At 73.7% G+C, this 12,184-nt stretch carries 9 protein-coding genes; all 9 read left to right on the forward strand.

Annotated features, from left to right (window positions below; translation table 11 throughout):
- Positions 1 to 162 precede the first annotated feature (162 nt).
- Positions 163 to 723 carry a YqgE/AlgH family protein gene (locus tag IF88_RS0131260; RefSeq protein ID WP_030720004.1) on the forward strand — a complete coding sequence of 187 codons (561 nt, stop codon included), beginning with the start codon at positions 163 to 165 and terminating at the stop codon, positions 721 to 723.
- A gap of 28 nt (positions 724 to 751) precedes the next feature.
- Complete coding sequence (locus IF88_RS0131265; protein WP_063754862.1) at positions 752 to 1,036, forward strand: DUF3039 domain-containing protein; 285 nt, start codon at positions 752 to 754, stop codon at positions 1,034 to 1,036.
- Positions 1,037 to 1,242: 206 nt separating this feature from the next.
- A complete protein-coding gene (locus IF88_RS0131270; RefSeq protein WP_030720011.1) occupies positions 1,243 to 2,901 on the forward strand; it encodes a beta-N-acetylhexosaminidase in 1,659 nt (552 codons plus the stop codon).
- A gap of 360 nt (positions 2,902 to 3,261) precedes the next feature.
- Complete coding sequence (locus IF88_RS0131275) at positions 3,262 to 4,179, forward strand: FAD binding domain-containing protein (RefSeq protein WP_420711014.1); 918 nt, start codon at positions 3,262 to 3,264, stop codon at positions 4,177 to 4,179.
- A complete protein-coding gene (locus IF88_RS0131280) occupies positions 4,176 to 6,566 on the forward strand; it encodes a 2Fe-2S iron-sulfur cluster-binding protein (protein ID WP_051837883.1) in 2,391 nt (796 codons plus the stop codon). The genes IF88_RS0131275 and IF88_RS0131280 overlap by 4 nt, the downstream gene beginning before the upstream one ends.
- Before the next feature lie 44 nt (positions 6,567 to 6,610).
- Positions 6,611 to 8,908: a xanthine dehydrogenase family protein molybdopterin-binding subunit gene (locus IF88_RS0131285; RefSeq protein ID WP_199808161.1), complete on the forward strand. Its 2,298-nt coding sequence runs from the start codon at positions 6,611 to 6,613 to the stop codon at positions 8,906 to 8,908.
- A 159-nt stretch (positions 8,909 to 9,067) separates the two neighbouring features.
- Positions 9,068 to 9,613, forward strand: a complete 546-nt coding sequence (locus IF88_RS41140) for a hypothetical protein (protein WP_234323762.1) — start codon at positions 9,068 to 9,070, stop codon at positions 9,611 to 9,613.
- The gene (locus IF88_RS45850; protein WP_158754694.1) at positions 9,610 to 11,070 is read left to right on the forward strand and encodes a WXG100 family type VII secretion target; all 1,461 of its coding nucleotides are present in this window, start codon (positions 9,610 to 9,612) and stop codon (positions 11,068 to 11,070) included. Before IF88_RS41140 ends, IF88_RS45850 begins: the two co-directional genes overlap by 4 nt.
- A 21-nt stretch (positions 11,071 to 11,091) precedes the next feature.
- A complete protein-coding gene (locus IF88_RS41145; protein ID WP_051837886.1) occupies positions 11,092 to 12,168 on the forward strand; it encodes a S8 family serine peptidase in 1,077 nt (358 codons plus the stop codon).
- Positions 12,169 to 12,184: the final 16 nt, after the last annotated feature.

Here is a 12,184-nt window from a genome sequence, read left to right on the forward strand (position 1 = left end):
AATTCGGCACAACACCCTGCGTATCCACCATATGGCGGAGCGTGGCGTTCCGGCTGCTCCGTCCGTGCGCGCTCCTCACTGCCGCGGTGCGCCCTGAGCTGCGTACGATCCGATCTCTCCGCCGGGGCTCCGCAAAGCGCGAATGTGCGGGATCATGGCGGCATGACCGAGGTGTCCTCCCTCACAGGGCGGCTGCTCGTGGCCACCCCCGCCCTCGCGGACCCGAACTTCGACCGCGCGGTGGTGCTGCTGCTCGACCACGACGAGCAGGGCTCCCTCGGCGTTGTCCTCAACCGGCCCACGCCCGTCGGCGTCGGCGACGTCCTGCTCGCGTGGGCGCCCCTGGCCGGCGCCCCCGGCGTGGTCTTCCAGGGCGGGCCCGTGGCGCTGGACTCGGCCCTCGGGCTGGCGGTCATCCCGGGCGAGGAGGGGCCGCTCGGCTGGCGCCGGGTGCACGGGGCCATCGGGCTCGTCGACCTGGAGGCGCCGCCGGAGCTGCTGGCCGCGGCCCTCGGCGGCCTGCGGATCTTCGCCGGGTACTCCGGCTGGGGCCCGGGCCAGCTGGAGGACGAGCTCGGCGACGGCGCCTGGTGGGTCGTGGAGTCGGAGCCCGGTGACGTGTCCTTCCCCGACCCCGAACAGCTGTGGCGGGCGGTGCTGCGCCGCCAGCGCAGCGAACTCGCGATGGTCGCCACCTATCCGGACGACCCGTCGCTCAACTGACGGGCGCGGGGTTAAGTACCCTGGTTGCATGAGCACTCTTGAGCCCGAGCGCGGGACTGGCACGGGGACCCTCGTAGAGCCGACGCCGCAGGTGTCGCACGGTGACGGCGACCACGAGCGCTTCGCCCACTACGTCCAGAAGGACAAGATCATGGCGAGCGCGCTCGACGGCACCCCCGTCGTCGCGCTCTGCGGCAAGGTCTGGGTACCGGGCCGGGACCCGAAGAAGTACCCGGTCTGCCCCATGTGCAAGGAGATCTACGAGTCCATGGGCCCCGGCGGGGACAAGGACAAGGGCGGGAAGGACCAGTAGTCCGACCCCTCTTCCTCTCTCTTTCGCGGGCTTTCGCGGGCTTTCGCGGGCTTTCGCGGGCTTTCGCGGGACCGAGGCCCCCGGTGCGTCACAGCGCGTCCGGGGGCCTTTGCCGCGCCCGTGGGGCGCGTTAGGGTCGGCGCCACGAGCGCTCTGCGGAACGTGCGTTGCGCAGGGCGCAACACGCTGACGCGAAGGGCCGACGCATGGACCTGCTCCGCACGGACCTCATTCCCGCACCCCGGGTCGCCGACCTCCACCCGGACGGGCGCCGCTTCGCCTTCGGGCCCGAGCCGCTCCTCGACGCCGGGCCGGGGGCCGGGACGGTCGCGCGGTGGCTGCGGCGGGAGCTCGGGGCGGCCACCGGCTGGGAGCTCCCCGCCGCCGGGGCCGGCCGGAGCGCCGAGCTGCGGCTGCGCGTCGACCCCGAGGGCGTCGGGGACGCCGGGCCGGAGGCGTACCGCATCGACATCGGCCCCGACGGCGCAGAGCTGACGGGCGCGACGGCCACCGGGCTGTTCTGGGCCGCCCAGACGCTGCGTCAGCTGCTGGGGCCCGACGCCTACCGGAAGGCGCCGCCGGTCGGGCCGGGCCGGGCGTGGAGCCTGCCGCACGGAACGGTCGTGGACGGCCCGCGGTTCGGGTGGCGCGGGATGATGCTCGACGTGGCCCGGCACTTCACGCCCAAGGACGGGGTGCTGCGGTACGTCGACCTGCTCGCCGCCCACAAGCTCAACGTGCTGCACCTGCACCTGACGGACGACCAGGGCTGGCGGGTCGAGATCAAGCGGTACCCGCGCCTCACCGAGGTCGGCGGGTGGCGGGCGCGCAGCCGGTGGGGGCACCGGGCCTCGCCGCTGTGGAACGAGACCCCGCACGGCGGCTTCTACACGCAGGACGACCTCCGCGAGATCGTCGCGTACGCCGCCGAGCGGCACGTGCGGGTGGTCCCGGAGGTCGACGTGCCGGGGCATTCGCAGGCCGCGATCGCCGCGTACCCGGAGCTCGGCAACACCGACGTGGTCGACACGGCGGCGCTGCGGGTGTGGGACGACTGGGGGATCAGCGAGAACGTGCTCGCGCCGACCGAGGCCGTGCTGCGGTTCTACGAGGGGGTCTTCGAGGAGCTGCTGGAGCTGTTCCCGGCGGAGGTCTCGCCCTTCGTGCACGTGGGCGGCGACGAGTGCCCGAAGGCGCAGTGGAAGGCCTCCGGCACCGCGCAGGAGCGGATCCGCGAGCTGGGGGTGGACGGGGAGGACGGCCTGCAGTCCTGGTTCGTCCGGCACTTCGACGGCTGGCTCGCGCAGCGCGGGCGGCGGCTGATCGGGTGGGACGAGATCCTGGAGGGCGGGCTCGCGCCGGGGGCGGCCGTGTCCTCGTGGCGCGGCTACGCGGGCGGCATCGCCGCCGCCGAGGCCGGGCACGACGTGGTCATGTGCCCCGAGCAGCAGGTGTACCTGGACCACCGTCAGGCGGGCGGCCCGGACGAGCCGATGCCCATCGGGTACGTGCGCTCGCTGGAGGACGTGTACCGCTTCGAACCGGTGCCGCCGAAGCTGTCGCCGGAGGCGGCCGCGCACGTGCTGGGCGCGCAGGCCAACGTGTGGACCGAGGTGATGGAGAACCAGGACCGCGTCGACTACCAGGCGTTCCCGCGGCTGGCCGCCTTCGCGGAGGTGGTGTGGTCGCGGCTGCCGGAGCCGGAGGAGCGGGACTACCCGGACTTCGAGGCGCGGATGACGGCGCACTACGCGCGGCTGGACGTGCTCGGGGTCGGTTACCGGCCACCGGGCGGGCCCTTGCCGTGGCAGCGGCGGCCCGGGGTGCAGGGACGCCCGATCGAGGGCGTGCCCCCGAACGTGTGACACGGGCGCGGAGCGGCGGACCTGAACGGAAAGGGAACGGGTCCGGAACTCTGGCTGGATTTCCCGCTATACGGGGAAAACCGGACGTTCGGGGAGGAGCTCCGGCGAAGGCGGCACGGCGGGCGTACGGGGCGTCGGGCACCGGCCGGGCCCGGGCCCGGGCCGGCGCGGGGCGCGGGGCGTGCGGGAGCCGCGCGCGGGGGCGCGCAGGGGGTCGCACAGCGGCGGGGCACCGGGTGGACCCTCGCGCCGGGCGGCCCGGAAGATGTGCCAGAGTTGCCACGTCCCGGCGGTGAGCACGTACCGTACGGCGGACAGGCGTGAGCGCCGGGACCGGGACATCGGGAAGGGGCAGCTGGGTTGACCACGCACGCACCGCACGCACTGCACGCACCGGATTCACCTCAGGGCCCCCCGGGGCCCCGGGCGGCGCAGTCCGTGACACTGCCGGCCTCGCTCGACGAGGCCGTGGCGGCGCTCACCGCCATGCCCGCGGCCGTGCCCGTCGCGGGCGGCACCGACCTCATGGCCGCCGTCAACGCCGGGCTGCTGCGGCCCGCCGCTCTGGTGGGCCTGGGCCGGATCAACGAGATCCGGGGCTGGCAGTACCAGGACGGCCACGCGCTGCTCGGTGCGGGCCTCACCCACGCGCGGATGGGACGGCCGGATTTCGCCGCTCTGATCCCCGCGCTGGCCGCCGCCGCGCGCGCCGCCGGGCCGCCGCAGATCCGCAACGCGGGCACCCTCGGCGGGAACATCGCCACAGCCGCGCCCACGGGTGACGCACTGCCCGTGCTGGCCGCGCTGGAGGCCGTCCTCGTCATCGTCGGCCCGGGCGGGCAGCGGGAGATCTCGGTGTCGTACCTGCTGGCCGGCCGCGAGATGCTGCGGCCGGGCGAGCTGATCGGTTTCGTCCGGGTGCCGCTGCTGCACGCGCCGCAGGTGTTCCTGAAGGCCACGGGGCGTACCGGGCCCGGGCGTGCGGTGGCGTCCGTGGGTCTCGTACTGGATCCCGCGCGCCGGGGTGTGCGCTGCGCGATCGGTGCGGTGGCCCCGATGCCGCTGCGGCCGCTGGAGGCCGAGCAGTGGGTGGCCTCGCTGATCGACTGGGACGGCGAGCGGAGCCTGGCCCCCGAGGCCCTGGAGGCCTTCGGCGAATACGTCGCGGCCGCCTGTGTGCCCGACCAGGGGGAGCCGGTGGCTCCCGGTGTACTGCATCTGCGGCGGACGGTGGCCGTGCTGGCACGCAGGGCCCTGGGGAGGGCACTGACCTCATGAGTGAGAACGAGAACGAGAACGCGAACGTGACCCAGGGGAACGGCACGGCGGGCTGGGGCTGGGAACCGGTCCCGCAGGGCGGCGAGTACGACTCGGACGCCACGGCCTTCGTGAAACTGCCGCAGGACATGCTGGACGCGCTCGGCACCGGGGAGCCCCTCGCGGCACCCGGGCACGGGTACGTGCCGCCGCCGATGATCGTGCCGCTCGGCTCGGCCACCACCGATCCGGCGGCCACGGGCACGTGGACGATCCCGGTGCAGTGGCCGGAGGCGGGAGGTTCGGCTCCGGCCGGGTCGGCGCCCGCGGCCGGGTCGGGTCCGGGGTCCGGGTCCGGGTCGGTGGGCGGGCCGATTCCCGCGTCGATCCCGATCCCGGCGTCGGTCGCCGCCGCCTTCGCCGAGGCGGAGCCGGAGCAGCCGGCGGACCCGGGCGCGACGGGGGAGTGGCGGTTCCCGCAGGCGGCGCAGGAGCCCGAGACCGCGGCCTCGGCGACCGGCCAGTGGGCCGTACCCGAGTTCTCCGAATTCCCCGGACAGCAGGGTGACTTCCGCCAGGGCGGGCTGGACGCCGACTGGAGCCAGGCCCCGGCGACGCTGCCGGGCGGCGCCCCGGCGCCGTGGGCGTACCTGACGCAGCAGCCGGCCGGGGACCCGGACGGGCACCTGGACGGGAGCCTGGACGCGGGCGTGCTGCCGGGCGTCCTGCCGGGCACGGACGAGGCCGCCGCGGCTTCGGCCGCCGCCGCGACCGCGACGGCGCACGGCGCCGGGCGGCTGCTCGGCGGGCCCGGAGTGGGCGCCGCCGGGCGCGGGCCGCGCGTGCTGGGCGGCCCGGGCGTGGGCACCCCGCTCCCGGAGGGCGAGCCGGTGCACCCCGCCCCGCACGACATCGACGCCGCCCACGGCCCGGCGGCGGAGCAGGCCGAGGGCTCCCGGACCGCCGACCACACGGACCACGCGGAGCCGGCCGGGTACGCGGGCCGGGCCGGGCACGGCGAGCACATGGCACAGGAACACCTCGGGTACGCCGGGCACGCGGCCCACGTGGAGCCGGGCGAGCACGGCGAGCACACCGGGCACGCGGCCCACGTGGAGCCGGGCGAGCACGGCGAGCACACCGGGCACGCGGCCCACGTGGAGCCGGGCGAGCACGGCGAGTACACCGGGCACGCCGGGCACGCCGGGCACACCGGTCACGGCGCGTACGCCGGGCACGTCGGGCCGACGCGGCACGCGGGCACCGACGGGCGCGGTTTCACCGCCTTCGGCGAAGCGCCGGAGCCGGGCGGCGCCACCGAGGACGCGGCCGCGCAGCCGGTGGCCTCCGGCGGCCTGGACCTCTTCGGCGGAGTGCGGGCCGAGGCGCCGGCGGGCGCCGAGCCCGGGCAGCCGTCCGAGCCCCCACAGCCCGCCGAGCCGGCGCAGCCCGGGGGCACCGACGGGCACGGCTTCGCGGCCTTCGGCCATGCGGCGCCGGAGCCCGGGCCGGCGCCGGAACCCGAGATCGAGGCCGAGGTCGAGGCCGTGGCGCACGAGGCCGTGGCGCACGACGCCGTGCCCGGGGCGGAGACCGGCCTGCCGGAGCCCGGCACCGCGGCTGCCGACGCCGCTTCGCTCGAGGAGCCGGCCGCGGCGGAGACGCCGGCCGACCACACGCCGGGTGCGGACACCGCCGACAGCGGCGTGGCACTCCCGGACGCGGGGACCGGCCGGGGGATCCCGGCCGAGGTGCCGACGTACGAAGAAGGAACGGCCGACGAGGCCGTCGCCCATCACGAACACCCGCAGGCCTCGTACGTGCTGCGCGTCAACGGCGCCGACCGGCCCGTCACCGGCGCCTGGATCGGCGAGTCCCTGCTCTACGTGCTGCGCGAGCGCCTCGGCCTCGCCGGCGCCAAGGACGGCTGCTCGCAGGGCGAGTGCGGCGCCTGCGCCGTGCAGGTCGACGGCCGGCTGGTCGCCTCCTGCCTGGTCCCGGCCGCGACGGCCGCCGGCAGCGAGGTGCGCACCGTCGAGGGGCTCGCGACCAACGGGGAACTCTCGGACGTGCAGCAGGCGTTGTGCAGGTCGGGCGCGGTGCAGTGCGGGTTCTGCGTGCCCGGCATGGCCATGACCATCCACGACCTGCTGGAGGGCAACCACGCCCCCAGCGAGCTGGAGACCCGTCAGGCGCTGTGCGGCAACCTCTGCCGCTGCTCCGGGTACGCGGGGGTCGTCGACGCCGTGCGCGAGGTCGTGGCCGAGCGCGAGGCGGCCGCCGCGGATCCCACGGCCCAGGGCGAGGCCCAGGGCCAGGCTCCGGCAGCGGGCCACGCTCCGGAAGCGCGCATCCCGCACCAGGCAGCGCCCGGCGAGGGCGGTATCCACCACGGAGGCACGGCGTGAGCGGGCAGGACGCGGCGACCGCGACGACAACGGTGAACACCACGGTGACGGCCCTGGCCGCCCCGTCGGCGGAGGCCTCGGAGCAGCAGGTGCCGCGCGGCATCGGCGCCTCCGTGCCCGCCGCCGACGCCCGCGCCAAGACCGAGGGCACCTTCCCGTACGCCGCCGACCTGTGGGCCGAGGGCCTCCTGTGGGCCGCCGTGCTGCGCTCCCCGCACGCCCACGCCCGGATCCTGTCCATCGACACCACGGCCGCCGCCGAGATGCCCGGCGTGCGCGCCGTCGTCACCCACGCCGACGTCCCCGGCGCCACCACGCACGGCCGTCGCATCGCCGACCGGCCCGTGTTCGCGCACGACGTCGTACGCCACCACGGCGAGCCCATCGCCGCCGTCGCCGCCGACCACCCGGACACCGCGCGGCTCGCCGCGGCCGCGATCGCCGTCGAGTACGAGCTCCTCGACCCGGTGACCGACCCCGAGCAGTCGTTCGGCGCGCCCGCCCTGCACCCCGACGGCAACCTGATCCGGCACATCCCGCTGCGCTACGGCGACCCGGAGGTGACCGGGGACGTGGTCGTCGAGGGCCTGTACCGGATCGGCCGTCAGGACCCCGCCCCCATCGGCGCCGAGGCCGGACTGGCCGTGCCGCGGCCCGACGGCGGCGTGGAGCTCTACACCGCCTCCACCGACCCGCACAGCGACCGCGCGCTGGCCGCCGCCTGCTTCGGGCTGGAACCGGACCGCGTACGGGTGGTCGTCACCGGCGTGCCGGGCGCCACGGCGGACCGCGAGGACGCCGCGTTCCAGCTCCCGCTCGGACTGCTCGCCCTGCGCACGGGCTGCCCCGTGAAACTGGCCGCCACCCGCGAGGAGTCCTTCCTCGGCCACACCCACCGCCACCCGACCCTGCTGCGCTACCGCCACCACGCGGACGCGGAGGGCCGCCTGGTCAAGGTCGAGGCGCAGATCCTGATGGACGCGGGCGCGTACGCCGACGCCTCCGCGGAATCCCTGGCGGCGGCGGTGGCCTTCGCCTGCGGCCCGTACGTCGTCCCGCACGCCTTCGTGGAAGGCTGGGCGGTCCGCACCAACAACCCCCCCTCCGGCCACGTCCGCGGCGAGGGCGCCATGCAGGTGTGCGCCGCGTACGAGGGCCAGATGGACAAGCTCGCGGCCGCGCTCGGCATGGACGGCGCGGAACTGCGCATGCGCAACGTCCTGGCGACGGGAGACCTCCTCCCCACCGGCCAGACGGTGACCTGCCCGGCCCCGGTGGCGGAACTGCTGCGCGCGGTCCGCGACTTCGAGCTCCCCGGCCTCCCGAAGGACACCCCGGAGGACGAGTGGCTGCTGCCGGGCGGCCCGGAGGGCGCCGGCGAGCCGGGCGCGGTGCGCCGCGGCGTCGGCTACGGCGTCGGCATGGTGCACATGCTCGGCGCGGAGGGTACGGACGAGGTCTCGACGGCCACCGTCAAGGTCGTCAACGGCGTGGCCACGGTCATCTGCGCGGCGGTCGACACCGGCCAGGGCTTCGGCACGCTGGCCCGCCAGATCGTCCAGGAGGTGCTGGGCGTCGACGAGGTGGCGGTCGCCCCCGTGGACACCGACCAGCCGCCGGCCGGCCCGGCGGCGCACGGCCGCCACACGTGGGTGTCGGGCGGCGCGGTGGAGCGCGCGGCCAAGATGGTCCGCACCCAACTCCTGCAGCCCATGGCCCACAAGCTGGGCATGTCGACGGAGCTCCTGCAGATCGCGGACGGCCGGATCACGTCGTACGACGGCGCCTTCTCGATGAGCGTCACGGAGGCGATGGAGGGCAAGGAACTCTGGGCGACGGCCCAGTGCCGTCCGCACCCGACGGAACCCCTGGACGCGGACGGCCAGGGCGACGCCTTCGTGGGCCTCGCCTTCTGCGCGATCCGCGCGGTGGTGGACGTGGACATCGAACTCGGCTCGGTACGGGTCGTGGAACTCGCCGTCGCCCAGGACGTCGGCCGCGTCCTCAACCCCCGCCAGCTGGAAGCCCGTATCGAAGCGGGCGTCACGCAGGGCGTCGGCGCGGCCCTGACGGAGAACCTCCGCACGGTCTCCGGCCTGGTCCGCCACCCCGACCTGACGGGCTACGCACTGCCGACTTCGCTGGACGCCCCGGCCGTGCGCATCGTCAAACTGGTCGAGGAACGCGACGTGGTGGCCCCGTTCGGCGCCAAGGCGGCCAGCGCGGTCCCGGTGGTCACGACCCCGGCGGCGATCGCCTCGGCGGTACGGGCGGCCACGGGCCGTCCGGTCAACAGGCTCCCGATCAGGCCATCGGCGGCGGTGGCCGCGCCCAACTCGTGACCGTGTGACCCACATTGCACGTGCAACCCCGGACTTGGGGCTGTCGTTGCCTGTCGCTAGAGTGATCGGTACACGTGTGCACGTGCGCGTGGACACGGGTGCGAACGGGGACGGGGCGCGGCGGAAACGCCACGCCCACGGGGAGACGGGGAGGCCAACGTGGCAGACGACAACGGGGCGGGCGCGGTCCAAGCGGCCCTCGCGCTGGGGCTGGCGGGTCCGATGGGCGCGCTCGCGGGGGCGGCTTACGGCGCTGCCACTGCGGCCCTGCGGGTCCAGTTCGACGACTTGAAGCAATATCAAAAGCTGGTGGACGGGCTTCTGACGACACTCAACGACTCCCCGGCGCACCACGGGAAGCTGGCGGACGGCACGATGCCGGCGGGAGCCCTGGGCACGGGCTTCACCTCGGCTGAAAAGCTCTACAAGGCTTACAACACCGTCCACTCGGAGCTGGAGAAGCTGTCGAAGGCGCTCGGGGTGCAGATCGAGGCCCTGGGCATCGCCATCCAGTCCGCGCACGGCGGCTACAGCGAGGTGGACGAGGAGACGAAGCGGCGCATGGCCCTCCTTGCCAGGCAGGCCCATGACCAGTACGTCGAGGATCGCGACCCGTACGCGGCGAAGAAGGCCGACGCCGGACAGCCGGCCACGCCGAACACCCCGCAGCCGAACGGGACCAAGAAGGGCAGTAACTTCGGATGAGCCAGTTTGAGGGTTACTCACACGCACAGCTCTACGCGATGATCGCTGCGCTCGATCCGGAGGCGGCCGAGCGGCGGGCAAGGCAGCTCAGCGATGCCGCCAAGGTGATCGAGGACATCGGTGCGAAGCTCAAGGACCACAAGGTCAAGGGCTGGGAGGGCGTGGCAGCCGATGCCTTCCAGAACTGGGTGAACCAGACGGGCAGCGCCACGTTGACGCTGGCCAAGTACAGCGCTACTGGCGGCAAGAACCTGCTGGAGACGGCCCAGGTCATGCGCCTGATCAAGCCCGTCGGCGGTGGCGAAGGGGAGATGCCCAAGTACGACGCGGCAGCGGAGTCGAAGCTCACGCAGAACCTCATGGCCGCCCGCGAAAACGCCGGCAACGAGGCCGCGGTGAAGCTCGGCCAGGAGGCCTGGTCGAAGCTGAACGGAGACCACGGGCAGGCCGTGACCGCAATGGTCAAGCTTTCCGATTCGTACGACCAGACGTCCTCCCAGATGGAAAGGGCGACGATCCCGACGTTCCCGCCGCCGCCGAATGTGCTTGTGCCGGATGGTTACTACGGCACCTCCAACGAAGTGGGGAGGGCTGGAAGCGAGTCCGGCGGAGGGGGCGGCTCGACAGGCCCCTCGTACACGACGACGGGGTCGTCGCACAGTACGTCCTCGAGTGATCCCGGATCGGTGACCGGGCGTCCGCCTCAGCCGGACAACACCGTCCCGTCGGTGTCCGTTCCGTCGGTTCCGGACCGTGAGGTGGACGTGGACCTCGACAGCGTCGCGGTGCTTCCGGACCGGACTGTGCCTCCGGTGACGACCCTGCCTGGTCCGCTTCCCACGGGCCCCGTCAGCCCCACCCCCGGACCCGTCCTCCCGCCCATGGGTTTCCCGCCGGTGGGCGGTATGAAGCCGCCCCGCCTCACCGGCCCCGGTATCGGTCCGTACCCGACACTGGGCGGTCCCGGCACTCCTCCTCCCGGCGGCAAGGCTGTCGGAATGCCCCCACGTGACAGCGGCATCACGGGCGGTCGGCCTGTGACGTCCACCGGCCCCAGCTCGGGCATTCCGCGTGGCAACGTCATCGGTGAAGGCACTCACGCCGGCCGGGGCATGGGTGGCGGCATGGGTCCCGGCGGCGGCGGTGGCCACGGCGGCCAGAACGGCTTCGCGGCAGGTCGCCGACTTGCCTCGGAGCCGGGAGGCATCGTCGGAGGAAAGCCCGGCACGGCCGCTCGCCCGATCGCCGGCGGCCAGCCGTTCACGCAGGGCGGCTCAGGCCTCGTGCGCAACGGCGTGGGTGGCGTGGGCCCGGGTGCCATGGGGCACGCGGGTGCGCGTACGCAGACTCCGGGTAAGCGGCAGGACGACCAGCAGGGCGAGCGCGCCGACTACCTGGTCGAGGACGAAGAGACCTGGCAGGGTAACCGTCGTGTTGTTCCGCCTGTGATCGACTAAGTAGAACGGACGTTGCACGGGATGCGCATGCGTAAGGCGACCTCGGCCCTCGTGGGTCTCCTGCTGGCCGGGGTCGCCGCGACCCCGGCCCACGCGGCCACGATTCGATCGCAGCAATGGCATCTCGACGCCATGAAGGCGGACGAGATCTGGAAGATCACTACGGGTAGGGGCATCACCGTCGCGGTAATCGACGATGGGGTCAGGGAAATCCCCGAACTGGAAGGTCAGCTCGTCCCTGGCAAGCGGTTCACGGTGCGGGGCGGCGACGGGCCTACGGACCAGGGCAGTCACGGCACAGGCATGGCCGCCTTGATCGCCGGCACGGGAAAACACCCGAGTGGCGATGGTGCCTACGGGCTTGCCCCTGGTGTCAAGATTCTTCCCATCCTCGTTGACAACAACGAAAAAACAACACCGACGTGGGTTGCGGCAATTCGGCACGCGGCAGACTCCGACGCCAAGATCATCAATATGTCCCTGGGGATCGACGGAAAGCCCGAGGACGATCTGGCGAGGGCTGAAGCGGTGAAGTACGCCTTGTCCAAGGGCAAGTTGATTTTCGCTGCTGTTGGCAATTACGGAGCTTCGACCAACGAGCTGGCCTACCCCGCCGGGACCCCGGGAGTAGTGGGAGTCGGCGCAGTGGATGCCACGGGCGAGCCGACCAAGGAGTCCCAGCACGGTCCCCAGGTGGACCTGGCCGCACCCGGCATGGACATCGTCTCGGCTTGCACTGGCAAGTCGGGGATCTGCAACACCAGCGGTACCAGTGACGCCGCCGGCCTCGTCTCCGCCTCCGCCGCCCTCCTCTGGTCCGCGCACCCCGACTGGACCAACAACCAGGTCCTGCGGGTCCTGTTGAACACCGCCGGCAAGCCCGTCGACGGGTCTGCGCGCAACGACTACATCGGCTACGGCCAAGGCCCCCGACGCTGCCGCGTCCAAGCCGGCGGCGAAGGCCGAGGAGAAGAAGAGCGGTGGCTCGCTTCCCTGGATCGCACTCGGTCTGGGAGCCTGCGTGCTCATCGGCGGGGCCGTGACCGTGGTCGTCGTACGCCGCAACCGCTGAACTTTGGTTCGACCTGCCTGACCTGACCCTGATCTACCGGCG

The sequence above is a fragment of the Streptomyces sp. NRRL F-2580 genome (assembly GCF_000720115.1).
Taxonomy (GTDB): Bacteria; Actinomycetota; Actinomycetes; order Streptomycetales; family Streptomycetaceae; genus Streptomyces.

Coding starts and splice junctions, on each gene's coding strand:
- IF88_RS41145 (WP_051837886.1), top strand. CDS start 11,092: ATGCGCATGCGTAAGGCGACCTCGGCCCTCGTGGGTCTCCTGCTGGCC.
- IF88_RS45850 (WP_158754694.1), top strand. CDS start 9,610: ATGAGCCAGTTTGAGGGTTACTCACACGCACAGCTCTACGCGATGATC.
- IF88_RS0131270 (WP_030720011.1), top strand. CDS start 1,243: ATGGACCTGCTCCGCACGGACCTCATTCCCGCACCCCGGGTCGCCGAC.
- IF88_RS0131260 (WP_030720004.1), top strand. CDS start 163: ATGACCGAGGTGTCCTCCCTCACAGGGCGGCTGCTCGTGGCCACCCCC.
- IF88_RS0131280 (WP_051837883.1), top strand. CDS start 4,176: ATGAGTGAGAACGAGAACGAGAACGCGAACGTGACCCAGGGGAACGGC.
- IF88_RS0131265 (WP_063754862.1), top strand. CDS start 752: ATGAGCACTCTTGAGCCCGAGCGCGGGACTGGCACGGGGACCCTCGTA.